Below are 15566 nucleotides of genomic sequence, written 5' to 3' on the forward strand. Positions count from 1 at the left end.
CTGTAACGTCAATGTCATTTAACTGTTATTTATCTGTAATTTAGCCGTGTCATGTTACCTCCGCATAAAAACGTTTCTCAATACCCCATTTATCTCTGCCCCTTTTACACCAGCAGAATTCAGGAGACAGGCATGTTCATCAATCTCAAAAAAACGGTACTCGGCACCGCGCTGACGCTGGCTTTAAGCGCCAACGCTTTTGCTGTGACAGAAATTCCTTTCTGGCATTCCATGGACGGCGAGTTAGGTAAAGAAGTGAACTCTCTGGCCGACCGTTTTAACCAGACTCACCCTGATGTCAAAATCGTGCCTGTCTACAAAGGTAAATACGACGAAAGCCTGGCCGCCGGTATTGCGGCGTACCGCACCGGTAATGCGCCCGCTATCCTGCAGGTTTACGAAGTGGGCACCGCAACCATGATGGCGAGCAAAGCCATCAAACCGGTCTACGAAGTGTTCAGCGATGCCGGTCTTAAACAAGACGTTTCCCAGTTCGTGCCGACCGTCTCCGGCTACTACTCCGATTCCAAAGGCCGCCTGTTGTCGCAGCCTTTCAACAGCTCCACGCCGGTGCTGTATTACAACAAAGACGCCTTTAAGAAAGCCGGTCTGAACCCGGATCAGCCGCCAAAAACCTGGCAGGACATGGCGGTTTACACCCAGAAACTGCGCGAAGCGGGCATGAAATGTGGTTACGCCAGCGGCTGGCAGGGTTGGATCCAGATTGAAAACTTCAGCGCCTGGCACAGCCTGCCGATCGCGACCAAAAACAACGGTTTCGATGGCACTGATGCCGTTCTGGAATTCAACAAACCAGAGCAAATCAAACATATCCAGATGCTCGAAGACATGAACAAAAAAGGTGATTTCACCTATTTTGGTCGTAAAGACGAATCCACCGCCAAGTTCTATAACGGCGATTGCGCGATGACCACCGCGTCTTCCGGTTCTCTGGCTGATATCCGTCAGTATTCTAAATTCAACTACGGCGTAGGCATGATGCCTTACGACGCAGACATCAAAGGCGCGCCACAAAACGCCATCATCGGCGGTGCAAGTCTGTGGGTGATGAACGGTAAAGACAAAGACACCTACAAAGGCGTTGCCGAATTCCTGCAATTCCTGACTACGCCGGAAATCGCTGCCGAATGGCACCAGAAAACCGGTTATCTGCCGGTTACGACAGCCGCGTATGAGCTGACCAAAAAAGAAGGCTTCTACGAGAAGAACCCGGGTTCTGACGTTGCCACCCGCCAGATGCTGAACAAACCGCCATTACCGTTCACCAAAGGTCTGCGTCTGGGCAACATGCCACAGATTCGTACCATCGTGGACGAAGAACTGGAAAGCGTCTGGAGCGGCAAGAAAACGGCGAAAGAAGCGTTGGATACTGCGGTACAGCGCGGGAATTTATTGCTGCGTCGCTTCGAAGCGTCGACCAAGTAATTTTCTTGCTCCTCCCCTGCGAAGGGGAGGCCGGGAGGGGGTTTAACAAACGACTGAGTTGTCATTAATACCCCACCCCAACCCTCCCCTTCGCAGGGGAGGGAGCAAAACAGCATTCCCCCTGCGCAGGGGAGAAGCTAAACCCGTCATCGTTTCAACGAGTAAACCATTATGAGTTCACACCGTCCCGGTTTTGGTTGCAGCTGGCTGCCGTACGCACTGGTATTGCCGCAACTGCTGATCACCGCGATATTCTTCCTGTGGCCTGCGGGGCAGGCGCTGTGGTATTCGGTGCAGACACTGGATCCGTTCGGGCTTTCCAGCACGTTTGCGGGCATGACGAACTTCACGCAGTTGTTTCAGGATCCGTACTATCTCGACTCCTTCTACACCACGCTGAAATTCAGCTTTATGGTGGCTTTTTTCGGGCTGGTGCTGTCGCTGTTTTTCGCCGCGCTGGTCGATCACGTTATTCGCGGCAGCCGGATTTATCAGACGCTGATGATCCTGCCCTACGCCGTTGCGCCCGCCGTGGCTGCTGTATTGTGGATGTTTTTGTTCAGCCCCGGCCTCGGCCTGATTTCGCATTTCCTCGGCTCGATTGGCTACAACTGGAACCACGCGCAAAACAGCGGTCAGGCGATGTTCCTGGTCGTCCTCGCGTCGGTCTGGAAGCAAATCAGCTATAACTTCCTGTTCTTTCTGGCGGCGTTGCAGTCGATCCCAAAATCGCTGGTGGAAGCGGCCGCTATCGACGGCGCGGGCCCGGTGCGACGTTTCTTCAATCTGGTGTTGCCGCTGATTTCGCCGGTCAGTTTCTTCCTGCTGGTGGTGAATCTGGTGTACGCCTTCTTTGATACCTTCCCGGTGATTGACGCCGCGACGGGCGGTGGCCCGGTTCAGGCGACCACGACTCTGATTTACAAAGTCTACCGCGAAGGTTTCTCCGGTCTGGACTTATCCAGTTCCGCCGCGCAGTCCGTCATTCTGATGCTGCTGGTGATCGGCCTGACGTTCATTCAGTTCCGCTTTGTCGAGCGTAAGGTGCGTTACCAATGATTGAAAATCGCAAAGGGCTGGATATTTTCAGCCACGTCATGCTGCTGCTTGGCGTGCTGGTGATTTTGTTCCCGCTGTACGTCGCGTTTGTGGCGGCGTCGCTGGATAACAAACAGATTTTCGATGTGCCGATGACGCTGATCCCTGGCGGCCATTTGTGGGAAAACATCAGCACCATCTGGACGCAGGGCGCGGGCAACAACAGCCCGGCGTTTGGCCGTTTGCTGATCAACAGTTTTATTATGGCGATGGTGATCACCGTCGGGAAAATCTCCGTCTCGATGCTCTCGGCTTACGCGATTGTCTATTTCCGTTTCCCGCTGCGTAACCTGTTCTTCTGGCTGATTTTCATGACGCTGATGCTGCCGGTGGAAGTGCGTATTTTCCCGACCGTTCAGGTGATCGCCAATCTGCATATGCTCGACAGCTACACCGGCCTGACGCTGCCGCTGATGGCGTCGGCGACCGCGACGTTCCTGTTCCGCCAGTTCTTCATGACCCTGCCGGATGAGCTGCTCGAAGCGGCGCGTATCGACGGCGCGGGCGCGATGCGCTTCTTCTGGGACATCGTGCTGCCGCTGTCCAAAACCAATCTGGCCGCGCTGTTTGTTATCACCTTTATTTATGGCTGGAACCAATATCTGTGGCCGATTCTGATCACCAGCGATGCCTCGATGGGCACGGCGGTGGCGGGGATTAAAAGCATGATCTCCTCAGGCGACGGCTCGACCCAATGGAATCAGGTGATGGCGGCCATGATCCTGACCTTATTGCCACCGCTGGCGGTGGTGCTCCTGATGCAGCGCTGGTTTGTGCGCGGTCTGGTAGACAGTGAGAAGTAAACCGAAATGGCAAATTTGAAATTACAGGCAGTGACAAAGTCTTACGACGGCAAAAACCAGATTATCCAGAGCATTGATCTGGACGTGGCCGACGGCGAATTCATCGTGATGGTCGGGCCTTCCGGCTGCGGCAAATCCACGCTGCTGCGCATGGTGGCCGGGCTGGAGCGCACGACGTCCGGCGATATCTACATTAATGACCAGCGGGTCACCGATCTGGAACCGAAAGATCGCGGTATCGCGATGGTGTTCCAGAACTACGCGCTGTATCCGCACATGAGCGTGTTCGACAACATGGCGTACGGCCTGAAAATTCGCGGTTTCGGCAAGGCGCAGATCCAGGCGCGCGTGGAAGAAGCGGCGCGAATTCTCGAACTCGGCCCGTTGCTGAAACGCAAGCCGCGCGAGCTTTCCGGCGGCCAGCGTCAGCGTGTCGCGATGGGGCGCGCCATTGTGCGTGAACCGGCGGTTTTCCTGTTCGACGAACCGCTCTCAAACCTTGATGCCAAACTGCGCGTGCAGATGCGCCTCGAATTACAGGAACTGCATCGCCGCCTGCGCACCACCAGTTTGTACGTGACGCACGATCAGGTTGAGGCGATGACGCTGGCAGAACGCGTCATCGTGATGAACAAAGGGATTGCCGAGCAGATTGGCACGCCGTCGGAAGTTTACCGCCGTCCGGCCAGCCTGTTTGTCGCCAGCTTTATCGGTTCTCCTGCGATGAACTTACTGCCCGGTCAGCTGACCACTGACGGCACCTCGCTGGTGATGGAGGGGGGTTTTGAACTTCCGCTGCCGGTTCCTCGCCCGGAATGGGGTGGCCGCGAACTGACGGTCGGTATTCGTCCTGAACATATTCAGCTCACGGACGACACGCAAAACGGCATTCCGATGGTGCTCAATACGCTGGAATTGCTGGGCGCAGATAATCTGGCGCACGGCAAACTGGCGGGCAGCGGCGTGGTGGTGCGTTTATCACATGAAGTATTTCCTGCCGCCGGTTCGCTGTTACGCTTGGTTTTCCCGACGAAAGCGTTACACTTTTTCGATACCCACAGCGGATTACGGATGGAATGAACATGAAAGCCTGGCCTTATCCTCGCATTGTGGCGCACCGCGGCGGCGGCGCGCTGGCACCGGAAAACACGCTGGCGGCTATCGACGTGGGCGCGAAATACGGTCACACGATGATCGAATTTGACGCCAAACTGGCACAGGGTGGGGAAATTTTCTTACTGCACGACGACACGCTGAACCGCACCAGTAATGGCTGGGGCGTGGCAGGTGAATTGCCGTGGGAAAAACTCGAACGGCTCGACGCCGGTGACTGGTACGGCGCAGAGTTCAAAGGGGAAAAACTCCCGTTGCTGTCGCAGGTCGCGGAACGTTGTGCGCACCATAACATGATGGTGAATATCGAAATCAAACCAACGACCGGGCTGGATGAAAAAACCGGCACCGACGTCGCGCTGGCTGCCCGTGAATTGTGGAAAAATCAGGCCGTTCCGCCGCTGCTTTCTTCCTTCGAATTCGATGCGCTGGTCGCCGCCAAAAAAGCCGCCCCCGAACTTCCGCGCGGTTTGCTGATCGACACCTGGCACGAAAACTGGAAAGCGCTGACCGACGAACTGGAATGCGTGTCTTTGCATCTCAATCACAAACTGCTCAATGAAGAACGCGTGAAAGCAATCAAAGCCGCCGGGCTGCATATTCTGGTGTATACCGTGAATAACCCGGACCGCGCCCGCGAGTTACTGCGCTGGGGCGTAGATTGCATCTGTACGGATAAGATTGATGTGATTGGGCCGGATTTTGTCTGAGTTAATCGCCTGAAAACGCCAGCTGCGAAAAGGGATATCCTCTTTGTGATATCCCGGTGATACCTTTTTTATATTAATATCTTTGGAATTCTTCCGGTTCTGACCTTGGTTCATACTCACTTTTTATTCTGAGGAAAGACGAAGATGCAAACAAGAACATTAGGTGGAGAGTTGAGCGTATCGGCGATGGGCTTTGGCGCAATGGGACTGAGTGAGTTCTACGGCGAAGCGAAAGATGCGCATTCCCTTGAGGTACTGAAAACGGTGATCGACACCGGCGTTAACATGATCGATACCGCTAACGTCTACGGTCGTGGACATAACGAACGCCTGATCGGACATTTTCTGGCTACGCTGAAAAGTGCGCAGCGTGAACAAATCAAAATCGCCACAAAATGTGGTATCGATCGCCCGGTAGACGCCACCTACGAACGCAGCATCAACAACCAGCCTGATTACATTCGCCAATGCTGTCATGAGTCCTTGCAGCGTCTGGGCGTGGAACGCATTGATCTCTACTACCTGCACCGCGTCAACCCTGAGGCCTCCATTGAGGAGAGTATGTCTTGCCTGAGCGAATTGGTGAAAGAGGGTAAAATTGCGCATGTGGGGCTGTGTGAGGTTTCGGCGACCACGATCGAAAAAGCTCACCATGTTCACCCGGTCGCTGCGTTGCAAACCGAGTATTCCCTCTGGACGCGTGATATTGAACAGGACATCCTGCCGATGGCTGTCAAACTGGGGATTGGCGTGGTGCCTTATGCGCCGCTGGGACGAGGTTTCCTGACCGGGAAATACCGTAATAACAGCCATTTCTCTGAGGGGGATTTCCGTAAAAACAACGCCCGTTTCAGTGATGAAAATATGAAGTACAACACCCGCATCCTGGATGTTATTCAGCCCCTGGCCGAAAAGTATCACTGCACATTGGGACAAATTGCCCTGTCGTGGCTTCTTGCGCAATATGATCAGATTGTGCCGATCCCCGGCACCAAAAACAGTCAGTATGCGGTGGAAAATGCCGGTGCGGCTGACATTAGGTTAAGCCCAGAGGATGTGGCGTTTATTAATGCGCTTAAAAACAGGATTGAAATTAAAGGTGAGCGTTACAGCCTCGAAGGAATGAAAGGCGTGAATGCTTAGCGCCGTAGGTTGACCGCCAGGATAATAAAGGGCTGAATTATCAGCCCTTTATTTTTTGTCTCGATTAACCTTCAATCACGTCGTACTGCCAGAGCCACACCTTCCCCACCACCTGGCCCAGGCTCTCGGCTTTTGCACGGCTGCAGAGCAGGATTGCCGCTGCGCCATCATTGAGTGATGAGGCATTGCCTGCTGTAACGGTGCCTGCTTTTTCGAATGCCGGCTTCAACTGAGATAACTTGTCGAAGCTGGTTTCGCGCGGTCCTTCATCCTGAGAAAACACCCTGACTTCCCCTTTGCGGGTGACAGATTCAAACGGCACAATCTCGTCGCGAAAATGTCCAGCCTGTTGTGCTTTTAATGCCCGCTGATGTGAAATGGCAGCGTATTCATCCTGACGTGAACGGGGGATGTTGAACTGACGGGCGACATTTTCTGCCGTCACGCCCATATGGATATGGTGAAAGGCATCCCATAAACCGTCGTGAACCAACGTGTCCTTGAACTCGCCGTGACCGAGGCGCAGTCCCTGACGAGCACCGTTTAGAATATGCGGAGCCAGAGACATATTTTCCTGCCCCCCGGCGATCACGACCTCAGCCTCGCCGCATTGAATCGCCTGCATCGCCAGATGCACGGCTTTCAGACCGGAACCACAGACTTTATTGACGGTCATTGCATTCACGGTGGCAGGCAACCCTGCCAGTAATGCGGTTTGCCGTGCCGGGTTCTGGCCACAGCCTGCGGTCAGAACTTGTCCCATGATGACTTGCTCAATGGCCCCTGTCGGAATGCCGGTTTCGTCGAGCAGCGCCTTAATGACGGCGCTGCCTAATGCGGTTGCCGGTTGCTCAGCCAGTGAACCCTGGAAACTTCCCGTTGCGGTTCGTTTTGCCGCGACTACCACTACTTCTATCATGGTGTGTTTCCTTGGTTAATGGTTCTGCGCCCGGTACTGCGCGACCGCTAAGCGGTAAGCAGTGAGGGCATTCATACAGGCAGGAACACCGGCATACACCGCCATTTGAATGACAATCTCCAGTAATTCTTCCTGGGTCACCCCGACATTCATCGCACCGCGCATGTGCAGTTCAAGCTGAGGCTGCGCGTTTCCCAATGTGATGAGCGAGGCGACGGTAATCATCTCGCGTGTTTTGAGATCCAGGCCTGGACGTCCCACCACCGCTCCAAAGGCATAATCGGTGATAAGCTTTGGCAGGTCGGTGTCCAGTTCACTTAAACGTGAAGTGACTTTGTCAGCCAGACCTGTCTCTAACTTGTCCATAATCGAACGGCCGTACTCTGTTAACTCCTTGCCTGATTTCATGCTGCCTCCCCGGAGAGAATGGATGTCTGCTGAACTTTTATCGGAATGATCGCGACCAGAAGTAATGACAGGGCGATCGCTACGCCGGCAATGCTCATGAGTACAGGAATACTCAGTGTGGAGACCAGCCAGGCGCCAGCCAGTGCGCCACAACCAATCGCCCCATTAAAGAAAGAGACGTAGATGGCCGACGCGGGGAAAGCGTTCTCGCCCGCCAGCCTCAATACCCAAGTCTGGAAGCCGACGAAAATACCGGAAACCGCCAGGCCCCAGACCACAATCAGTGCCAGAATTTGGCCCGCAGCCAGGTTTTCACCCCATTGTCCAAGGGTGATCAGCGTTGCGGCAATCAGCACCACGGAGAGCGATACCAAAGGCTTCAACCATTTATCAATCAACATACCGGTGACAAAATTGCCCGCTAAACCGGCGATACCAAAAACGAATAGCATGACTGGGATCATGCTGGCAGATACGGCGTTAACGCTGTGTAGCCAGGGTTCGATGAAGGTGAATGCGGCAAAGTGTGCGGTGATCGCCAGCAGGGTGGCAGCATAGATTTTCCACAGAGCACCGGAGCGTAATACCCGGCCCAGAGCATCAAGCCCCAGCGTGCTGCTGCTTTTAACTTTCGGTACAATCAGGGCGATGCCGAAAAAAGCGATCACGCTGAGTAATGACATCAGCCAGAAGGCCGGACGCCAGCCGAGATTAAGGCCGATATAGTTTGAAAGCGGCACACCAAATACGCTTGCAGCAGAGACGCCACCAAAAACCACCGAGGTTGCTACGCCGATATACCGCACAGGAACCATCGAAACGGCGGTAGCCCCGATCATTGCCCAAAACGCACCGTGCGCGAGTGCACCAATGACCCTGGCCGCCAGCAACCATGAATAGCTGTCAACCGATGCGCAGAGGCTGTTAGAAACTAAAATAATCAAGGTCAATACCAGCAACAGCATTTTCTTCGGCAGGTTGCCCAAAAACAGCGAAGAGAGTAGGGCGCTGATCGCCCCAACCCAGGCATACAGCGTGACGGTGAGACCAATCATCGATTCAGACTGGTGTAAGCCCTGTGCCATGGGCGTTAACAGGCCAATTGGCGCTAATTCCGTGGTAACGATGGTGAACGTAGAAAGCGCGAGAATAATCAGCGCCAGCCATGTTTGCAGACTCAGAGGGGGATGGTCATGATGTGAGATATTCATAATATTCCTTACGTTGCTGGAACATTCTGTTCAAGAATGGTCCATTTATTCTGAAGCGCATATTCAGCAAGTTTTGAACCTGCTCCGACACATACGGGATAGCCTGTTACTTCCAACATCGGAATATCTGAAAGATCATCGCCATAGGCATAACTCTTTGTGAGGTTAATCGTATTTTTTTGGCTAAATTCTAATAATGCTCGCTGTTTCCCACGGCCAATGGTCTGTGGCTCACCAATTTCGCCGGTTAACTTTCCGCTGCTATTAATCAGTAGCGGCGCGCTAAGTATGGCGTCAACGCCGAGATGCTCTCCCAGCGGTTTCAAAATAGGCAGAATTGAACCCGAGATAAATACCGTCACATGCCCGAGAGATTTATGTTGACGAAGTGCATCGACTGCACTCGAAATATAAACCTCATCGTGCTGTAAGAAGGTGTTGAACCAGTTTTCTCCCACACGGTTAAGGTCATCAATATTTACGCCAGCAAATTCGCGATAATACATCCTATTAAGTTCTTCTCTGGCAGTGCCTGCCGATAATGCTTGCCTGAATCTCTCGGTAAAATGCTGATGTTTTTCCTGCCACTGGAAAACATCGCTCCAGTATTGATAAAAATGAAACATGCTTTTCATTTTTATCAATGTTTCATCCACATCAAAAAAAGCTGCTGCTGATTTCACAGCTTCTCCTCATAATTTTTCCTGCGACTTTGGGTAGGGAATGTTTCATCATTGCCTAATATCCCGGCATCGGACCAGCGGGAAGGGGGTAATTCGCTGATCACCACAGATATTTTATCCAGAGGTGCGCCGCAGTGCAGATGGATGGCATGGGTGATGTCCTCGACTAATTTTTTAACTTTAGTCTCATCATTCATTTTCCAGGTGGTGATTTGTGCAAATGGCATAGTCTTTCCTTATTCAGAAGTATTTAGTTCACTGAAAGATAATGTCGTTAATTTTAGATGAGCATGAATATCCCCACCCAAACCATACAGGCCGATTGCACCGCCATAACTTTGTTGGCAGCTCATAAAAAGCACCACAACATTAATGACTCGATTTCGTTCATTACCCGTGGCAGGAAATGGATTGGGAAGTTCAGCCCAATAGGTTGCATTGCCTTGTGCATCGGTAATAAATACGTTCGGAATACCTAACGGGCCAGGTCTGCTCGGTTGCTTCGGGGCAAGATCTCTTTCCCTTAAACTCATTATGGTATACAGACTGTCAGGTATTAGATTTTTAAATATAAAATCAAAACGCGCAGAGCGTTTATCTTCACTCAACGTCACGACGAGTTCGCCCTGAGCTTTAACCCAGTCTGCCAGTGTGATGGCCGGCAATTTTCGGCGGCCATCTGCCGGGCGACAATCGGCGATATAACCTTCATGCAGCGGTCGTGCTGGCCGCTTGTCCTGTGCTGCCTGCGGTCTTTGTTCCGGGGCAAACAGCATCGGGTAGTTATTCAGAGGAAGAGGCAGTGGCAGGGTGTAAAGCGTAATTTCGGCCAGCTGATCTTCCGTTAACTCACTAATATGATGAATAATCGTATAAGGTTTTACCTGGCCAAACGGCGGGAGTGGGCTGTTCTTATCCACAATCGCGCCACCCCAGGCAATGCCGGCGTGCGTTGAGATCTGACCGATAACAACAAAGTTCCCCTGCGCGTCCACGACCTCCGCAGGGGGGTAAAGCGGCCCCTGCGTGGTCACGGCCAGAGTATAATGCTGGCCGCTTGGTTTAGACATGTGTGCTCCCGTCAGCCACTAAAGAGTGTGTTATTGGTGACTGTAAAATGGAGTGGGTCATGTCTGTGGCTAATAATCCTTCCTTCTCACTGATCACGCTTGAAGGATAAACGGTGAACGCGACTGACATCGTTGCACATAACGTGGTGTGCTGAGATATTCGAATCGTGGCCTTAAAGCGCGATCTTCTTTCATTAATGTCTTTCTCCACTAACTCATAATTAACCAGCGCCGGAAGTGGAAAAAGAAAATTCTCAAATTTAATATTCATGTCATTAATAACGTAATAGGACTTACCCGCCTGCCCGGCCATATAAAACTCTTCCGTAATGGCAATAAAAGTCTGGCGGCAAGCTTCAACCAATATCATTCCCTGAATATGCTGACCTGTCTGATGATCAGCCATCAACTCGCAACGCTCATCAATTAATAACGAGAGTGCAAATAAATCCTCTTCAACCCTTTCTGCCATGCCAATTAAGGTGTTGTGGTACATTTTCTTATGTGAGTGTGCATTTTTGGCAGAGGTAGTCAGTTGCTGTAATTCGGTTAAGTCGAGTTTATTCTCATGGTTTTTATTCCGGCGCTGATTATCCAATACCTTGCCGGCATAATCATCACGAACACCTTGGCCTACAATAAAATGACTGTCCGTATCAATGATATGTGCGGGTATTTGTGTGATGAGATCTAACTGACTAATCGTAACAACATCTTTTCCGTTAGAAAATTCGCTAAATTTGTCACCAACGACAATGATTCTTTTAGTCATGATTATTTCCTATCATAGGAGAAAACATCAACAACCCGAAATGGAACGATAGAACCGGGTGTAAAGCCCCTCGTTTCCGCCAGTAATGTAATTATCCCCTGCTTGTTGGATAATTGTCTGGTAGCGCTCGTTGGTGAAGGCTTCTTTATAGGCTTCTTTATTGCCATTGAATGCGGAGATAAACATCACGCCAGGCTGACCACTGATCAATGAATGATAAGCACCAAAGCTGACGATCTTATCTTTGTTGTCACGAACCACATTGAAAATGGTCTCGTCACGCCATTGACGATATTGACTGTAATTCTCTGCAGGGACTTCGACATGACGCAGTTGTACATATTCAGTCGCTGGTAAATCATTCGTGGAGTCGATCGGGGCTTCAACATACTTAACCAACTCGCGGCGAACATCACCGGCGAGCACTTTGGCGAATGTTTTAAATGCTTCTTCTAATTCACCTTCCTGACTTTCAATGTCAGCAATTGAACTGAAAGCACGCAGCTCCAATAATTCATTGATGCCCTGCTCGTCGGAGAAAAAATATTTTTTGCTATCGCTATTATTTAATGAAGAGAAAAGCGTTTTATCAGTATTGGTTTTCAACGGGAAGCGCGAGATAAGTACATATTTAGCTGACATAGTAAAGCCTCTTTAGAGATGTGTGTGAGAGACATCACAATATCAATTCACTCTTTTTAGAGAATTGTTACTTTTGTAATATAGATTTGGTATCACACAGGTTATGGAAAGTGATGGTTGCTTCGGGTAACCTATTTAACAGCACTCTTTCAACTGTAACGGACACCCGGACAGGTTATTTTTCTGACATTGACTATTCCCTATTTCTCTCTGGAACCAGGGAAAATGGCGCGGGAGCTATGCATTGAATTTTTTCAGCGAAAAATTGCCTACAATCAAACAATTACAATGCTTTGTTGTTGTCGCTCATGAACTGAATTTTCGGCGTGCGGCCGAGCGGATGCGGATGACTCAGCCCCCGCTGACCCGGCAGATTCAGTGCCTTGAAGATGTGATTGGTTGCCATCTTTTTACCCGTAATACTCATCAGGTTCACTTAACTGAGGAAGGGGTGCGGTTACAGGCTCAGGCCATGCAACTCATTGAACAACTTTCACAATTGGTCAAAAGTCTTAAAGTAGAAAGTGGAACCGTCAGAATTGGCGTGACCAGAACGTTGGATTTCACGTTAATTCCCACCATTAATGCAGACCTGGAAAAACTGATTGATGCTGATGATGTTTCTTCTTATCAGCTGACGTCCAGGCAGTTATTACAAATCCTCGGCCGTGGAAATTTGGATATCGCGTTAACCGGGGAGAAATCTTCCAGTAATGATGACGAATTCGATTTCCGCTGGTTGCATCGCGAGCCTCTGATGCTGGCGTTGCCTTCATCACACCCTGCCAGTATTAAGGACAGCCTCTCATTGCAGGATGTGGCTGATTTACCACTGTATTGGTTCAGCCGCAGCGCAAACCCCAGCTTTTATGATAAGTGCGAAGCATTTTTTGGAAAGCTGCCTTTTACTCTCAAGCGGAAATCAGAACCAGATGACTCTTTGCTGACGCTGGCGAATGTGTCCCGTGGAAAAGGGATGGCGTTGATGCCTGAATCTATGTGTTTGTCGACGCGTGAAGGGTTGTGTTATCGCAAGCTGGAGGCGCGGACGGCACGGCACTTGAATATTGATGTCTATTTAGTGGTTCGCAAAAATGAGCAGCGCGAAAATGTACTCAGAGCCGTAGAGCAGTTGATGCCGCTTGTCCCCGGAGAGCAATCTGAACGGATTTAAACCAGGCAGGGCAGAACCAGATGAAAAGACGCCTTTACGGCGTCTGATTCAATTTCTGATTTAGCTGCTGATTGTTCTGATTCAGCTGTTGGGTTTGCAGACGCTGCTGATCATTTTGAATCTGTGAACGAAGCCTGAGCTGTTGTTGCTGCTGGCTGTTGTTTATGCCTTGCTGCAATTGGCGCTTTTGCATCTGCTGGTTAACCTGCTGCTGTTGCTGCATCCTTTGTTGTGAAGGATTGGTCAGCAGCGGATCGTTCGTATTCGGCACTTTCTCGACCGCGCTGGCCGCCTGTACGGCGAACAACAACGGCAGGGCGGTGATGATTCCATGCATGATTTTCATTTGGTCTTCCTCCATTTCCAGTCATCGGTTAAGTGTATGCCATCACACCAACGGGTGTGAGATTTCACGGCACGAATCCCTCAAAGCGTGGGGATGCTCTCGTTTGCTCTATAATTGACCATATGTAAACCACCTTCACACGCCGCGGTTATCCGCATTCCGCTACAATCGTGCATCTTTAACATTTTAGGGCTCAACTGCCGTGCCTTTACTTATTATCACCACTATTTTGTGGGCCTTTTCCTTCAGCCTGATCGGGGTTTATCTGGCCGGACAGGTCGACAGCGTCTTCGCCGTGCTGGTCCGTTTAGGGCTGGCGGCGCTGGTATTTCTGCCATTCCTGCGCTGGAAAGGCTATCAGCTCACCACCATTGTGCTGTATATGGCGGTCGGCGCGATGCAGCTTGGGATCATGTATCTCATCAGCTTTGAAGCGTATCTGTACCTGTCGGTGCCGGAATTCCTGCTGTTTACGGTGATGACGCCACTGTACGTGACGCTGATTTATGACCTGATCAGCGGACGCAAAATTCGCATGGGTTACGCGCTGAGCGCACTGCTGGCGGTGGCCGGAGCGGCGATTATCCGTTACGACCATATCAGCGAACACTTCATTATCGGTTTGCTGCTGGTACAGGCGGCGAACATCTGTTTTGCCATCGGCCAGGTAGGGTATAAACGTCTGATGGAAACCCGTCCGGTGCCGCAACATACAGCGTTTTCGTGGTTTTATATCGGTGCGCTGCTTTGCGCCGTGGTGGCCTGGTTCTTGTGGGGAAATCCGCAAAAACTGCCGACCACGGATCTGCAATGGGGCATTCTGGTCTGGCTGGGCATTGGCGCTTCGGGGCTGGGGTATTTCATGTGGAACTACGGGGCCACGCAGGTGGACGCCGGAACGCTGGGGATTATGAACAACTTTCACGTCCCGGCCGGGCTGCTGGTTAATCTGGCGATCTGGCAACAGCAGCCTCACTGGCCGAGTTTTATCCTCGGTGCGGCAGTGATTATGTCCTCACTGTGGGTACACCGGCGTTGGGTCGTGCCGCGTCGCGAACAAACGGCAGATGATCGCACGCGTGCTGCCGCGCCGAACGAATAAACGCTTCGGTCACTGGCTGGCGCTGTTCGCCGTCGCGCACGGCGGCGAACAGGCGGCTCCATAAACCGTCGCCCAGGGTTTTGGTCACGACCAGACCCTGGCGCTCAAAACTCTCCACGACCCAGTGCGGTAACGCCGCAATCCCCATTCTCGCCGACACCATCTGAATCAGTAACAACGTGTTATCGACGCTTTTCAGCGACGGGCTGATGCCTGCCGGTTGCAGGAAGTGCCGCCATATATCCAGACGCTGACGCTGAACCGGATAAATCATCAGGGTTTCCGTACTTAAGTCTTCCGGCGTAATCACCGTTTTGGTCGCCAGCGGATGATCCGGTGCCAGCACCAGACGGACTTCATAATCGAACATCGGAGAATAGTGCAAACCGCTGCGCGGCAGAATATCGGAGGTCAGCACGATATCCAGCTCACCCTGTTGCAGTGCGGGTTGCGGGTCAAACGTCACGCCGGATTTGAAATCCATCACCACCTGCGGCCAGTTCTGGTGGAAGTTATCCAGCGCGGGCGTCAGCCACTGAATACAGCTGTGACATTCAATCGCAATGCGCAGTGAAGTCTGGTGCGGCTCATTGCACGACTGTAATGCCTGCTGGATTTGTGGCAGCACCTGTTCAGCCAGATTCAGCATGATTTCGCCCTGTGGCGTAAACCGCAGCGGCTGGCTTTTCCGCACGAACAACCTGAAACCCAACCGCTGCTCAAGGTCGCTGAACTGATGCGACAGGGCCGATTGTGTCTGATGAAGCTGCGAGGCGGCGGCGGCCAGTGACCCGGTGTTGCGCAGTGCTTGCAACGTTCGCAGGTGTTTCAGTTCGATCATGAGAGTCCTTCACTGTGACATGAATAATTTGCGCTTGTGCAATATACAGTACCTGCGGATTATGGATGTGTAAACATCTGGATGG

17 protein-coding genes and 1 pseudogene are annotated in these 15566 nt (G+C 51.7%); 8 read left to right on the forward strand and 10 right to left on the reverse strand.

Going from position 1 to position 15566, the window contains the following annotated elements:
* Positions 1 to 132: 132 nt before the first annotated feature.
* The 6 genes from ugpB (at position 133) to ACM5QY_RS05605 (ending at position 6313) form a co-directional block, all read left to right on the forward strand.
* Positions 133 to 1446 carry a sn-glycerol-3-phosphate ABC transporter substrate-binding protein UgpB gene (ugpB, locus tag ACM5QY_RS05580; protein WP_416119606.1) on the forward strand — a complete coding sequence of 438 codons (1314 nt, stop codon included), beginning with the start codon at positions 133 to 135 and terminating at the stop codon, positions 1444 to 1446.
* Between the two features lie 171 nt (positions 1447 to 1617).
* Entirely contained in the window at positions 1618 to 2505 is an 888-nt protein-coding gene (ugpA, locus tag ACM5QY_RS05585) for a sn-glycerol-3-phosphate ABC transporter permease UgpA (RefSeq protein WP_416119608.1), read from the forward strand.
* Complete coding sequence (gene ugpE, locus ACM5QY_RS05590; protein ID WP_416119609.1) at positions 2502 to 3347, forward strand: sn-glycerol-3-phosphate ABC transporter permease UgpE; 846 nt, start codon at positions 2502 to 2504, stop codon at positions 3345 to 3347. Before ugpA ends, ugpE begins: the two co-directional genes overlap by 4 nt.
* Before the next feature lie 6 nt (positions 3348 to 3353).
* The gene (locus ACM5QY_RS05595; protein WP_416119611.1) at positions 3354 to 4427 is read left to right on the forward strand and encodes a sn-glycerol-3-phosphate import ATP-binding protein UgpC; all 1074 of its coding nucleotides are present in this window, start codon (positions 3354 to 3356) and stop codon (positions 4425 to 4427) included.
* A 2-nt stretch (positions 4428 to 4429) separates the two neighbouring features.
* A complete protein-coding gene (ugpQ, locus tag ACM5QY_RS05600; RefSeq protein WP_416119613.1) occupies positions 4430 to 5170 on the forward strand; it encodes a glycerophosphodiester phosphodiesterase in 741 nt (246 codons plus the stop codon).
* Positions 5171 to 5314: 144 nt separating this feature from the next.
* Positions 5315 to 6313 (forward strand): aldo/keto reductase, encoded by a 999-nt coding sequence (locus ACM5QY_RS05605; RefSeq protein ID WP_416119615.1) that lies wholly within the window; start codon positions 5315 to 5317, stop codon positions 6311 to 6313.
* A gap of 118 nt (positions 6314 to 6431) precedes the next feature.
* Here ACM5QY_RS05605 and ACM5QY_RS05610 read toward each other — a convergent pair.
* The 8 genes and pseudogenes from ACM5QY_RS05610 to ACM5QY_RS05645 all read right to left on the reverse strand — a co-directional run.
* Positions 6432 to 7232, reverse strand: a pseudogene (locus ACM5QY_RS05610) (acetyl-CoA C-acyltransferase); the annotation flags it as partial.
* 15 nt (positions 7233 to 7247) lie between these two features.
* Positions 7248 to 7640, reverse strand: coding sequence for a carboxymuconolactone decarboxylase family protein (locus tag ACM5QY_RS05615; RefSeq protein WP_416119616.1), 393 nt, complete (start codon positions 7638 to 7640; stop codon positions 7248 to 7250).
* Positions 7637 to 8851 (reverse strand): MFS transporter, encoded by a 1215-nt coding sequence (locus ACM5QY_RS05620; RefSeq protein WP_416119618.1) that lies wholly within the window; start codon positions 8849 to 8851, stop codon positions 7637 to 7639. Before ACM5QY_RS05620 ends, ACM5QY_RS05615 begins: the two co-directional genes overlap by 4 nt.
* An 8-nt stretch (positions 8852 to 8859) precedes the next feature.
* Positions 8860 to 9534, reverse strand: a complete 675-nt coding sequence (locus tag ACM5QY_RS05625) for an HAD family hydrolase (protein WP_416119619.1) — start codon at positions 9532 to 9534, stop codon at positions 8860 to 8862.
* Complete coding sequence (locus ACM5QY_RS05630) at positions 9531 to 9761, reverse strand: tautomerase family protein (RefSeq protein WP_416119620.1); 231 nt, start codon at positions 9759 to 9761, stop codon at positions 9531 to 9533. Before ACM5QY_RS05630 ends, ACM5QY_RS05625 begins: the two co-directional genes overlap by 4 nt.
* A 9-nt stretch (positions 9762 to 9770) precedes the next feature.
* Complete coding sequence (locus tag ACM5QY_RS05635) at positions 9771 to 10604, reverse strand: hypothetical protein (protein ID WP_416119621.1); 834 nt, start codon at positions 10602 to 10604, stop codon at positions 9771 to 9773.
* Positions 10597 to 11376, reverse strand: a complete 780-nt coding sequence (locus ACM5QY_RS05640; RefSeq protein ID WP_416119622.1) for an AfsA-related hotdog domain-containing protein — start codon at positions 11374 to 11376, stop codon at positions 10597 to 10599. Before ACM5QY_RS05640 ends, ACM5QY_RS05635 begins: the two co-directional genes overlap by 8 nt.
* A gap of 27 nt (positions 11377 to 11403) precedes the next feature.
* The gene (locus ACM5QY_RS05645; RefSeq protein ID WP_416119623.1) at positions 11404 to 12018 is read right to left on the reverse strand and encodes a hypothetical protein; all 615 of its coding nucleotides are present in this window, start codon (positions 12016 to 12018) and stop codon (positions 11404 to 11406) included.
* Positions 12019 to 12262: 244 nt separating this feature from the next.
* Between ACM5QY_RS05645 and ACM5QY_RS05650 the strand changes: the two genes are divergently transcribed.
* Positions 12263 to 13192, forward strand: coding sequence for a LysR family transcriptional regulator (locus tag ACM5QY_RS05650; RefSeq protein ID WP_416119624.1), 930 nt, complete (start codon positions 12263 to 12265; stop codon positions 13190 to 13192).
* Between the two features lie 34 nt (positions 13193 to 13226).
* On the opposite strand, the gene ACM5QY_RS05655 is transcribed toward ACM5QY_RS05650, so the two are convergent.
* On the reverse strand, positions 13227 to 13538 hold the full coding sequence (locus tag ACM5QY_RS05655; protein ID WP_416119625.1) for a DUF2756 domain-containing protein: 312 nt from the start codon (positions 13536 to 13538) through the stop codon (positions 13227 to 13229).
* Between the two features lie 202 nt (positions 13539 to 13740).
* Between ACM5QY_RS05655 and ACM5QY_RS05660 the strand changes: the two genes are divergently transcribed.
* On the forward strand, positions 13741 to 14640 hold the full coding sequence (locus tag ACM5QY_RS05660) for a carboxylate/amino acid/amine transporter (protein WP_416119627.1): 900 nt from the start codon (positions 13741 to 13743) through the stop codon (positions 14638 to 14640).
* Here ACM5QY_RS05660 and metR read toward each other — a convergent pair.
* Entirely contained in the window at positions 14546 to 15481 is a 936-nt protein-coding gene (gene metR, locus ACM5QY_RS05665) for an HTH-type transcriptional regulator MetR (protein WP_416119628.1), read from the reverse strand. The genes ACM5QY_RS05660 and metR overlap by 95 nt on opposite strands.
* Positions 15482 to 15566 lie beyond the last annotated feature (85 nt).

It is taken from the genome of Rahnella sp. PCH160 (assembly GCF_047784855.1).
Classification (GTDB): Bacteria; Pseudomonadota; Gammaproteobacteria; order Enterobacterales; family Enterobacteriaceae; genus Rahnella.

Coding starts and splice junctions, on each gene's coding strand:
- ACM5QY_RS05595 (WP_416119611.1), top strand. CDS start 3,354: ATGGCAAATTTGAAATTACAGGCAGTGACAAAGTCTTACGACGGCAAA.
- ACM5QY_RS05655 (WP_416119625.1), bottom strand. CDS start 13,538: ATGAAAATCATGCATGGAATCATCACCGCCCTGCCGTTGTTGTTCGCC.
- ACM5QY_RS05630 (WP_416119620.1), bottom strand. CDS start 9,761: ATGCCATTTGCACAAATCACCACCTGGAAAATGAATGATGAGACTAAA.
- ACM5QY_RS05605 (WP_416119615.1), top strand. CDS start 5,315: ATGCAAACAAGAACATTAGGTGGAGAGTTGAGCGTATCGGCGATGGGC.
- ACM5QY_RS05615 (WP_416119616.1), bottom strand. CDS start 7,640: ATGAAATCAGGCAAGGAGTTAACAGAGTACGGCCGTTCGATTATGGAC.
- metR (WP_416119628.1), bottom strand. CDS start 15,481: ATGATCGAACTGAAACACCTGCGAACGTTGCAAGCACTGCGCAACACC.
- ACM5QY_RS05635 (WP_416119621.1), bottom strand. CDS start 10,604: ATGTCTAAACCAAGCGGCCAGCATTATACTCTGGCCGTGACCACGCAG.
- ugpE (WP_416119609.1), top strand. CDS start 2,502: ATGATTGAAAATCGCAAAGGGCTGGATATTTTCAGCCACGTCATGCTG.
- ACM5QY_RS05640 (WP_416119622.1), bottom strand. CDS start 11,376: ATGACTAAAAGAATCATTGTCGTTGGTGACAAATTTAGCGAATTTTCT.
- ugpQ (WP_416119613.1), top strand. CDS start 4,430: ATGAAAGCCTGGCCTTATCCTCGCATTGTGGCGCACCGCGGCGGCGGC.
- ugpB (WP_416119606.1), top strand. CDS start 133: ATGTTCATCAATCTCAAAAAAACGGTACTCGGCACCGCGCTGACGCTG.
- ACM5QY_RS05645 (WP_416119623.1), bottom strand. CDS start 12,018: ATGTCAGCTAAATATGTACTTATCTCGCGCTTCCCGTTGAAAACCAAT.
- ACM5QY_RS05620 (WP_416119618.1), bottom strand. CDS start 8,851: ATGAATATCTCACATCATGACCATCCCCCTCTGAGTCTGCAAACATGG.
- ugpA (WP_416119608.1), top strand. CDS start 1,618: ATGAGTTCACACCGTCCCGGTTTTGGTTGCAGCTGGCTGCCGTACGCA.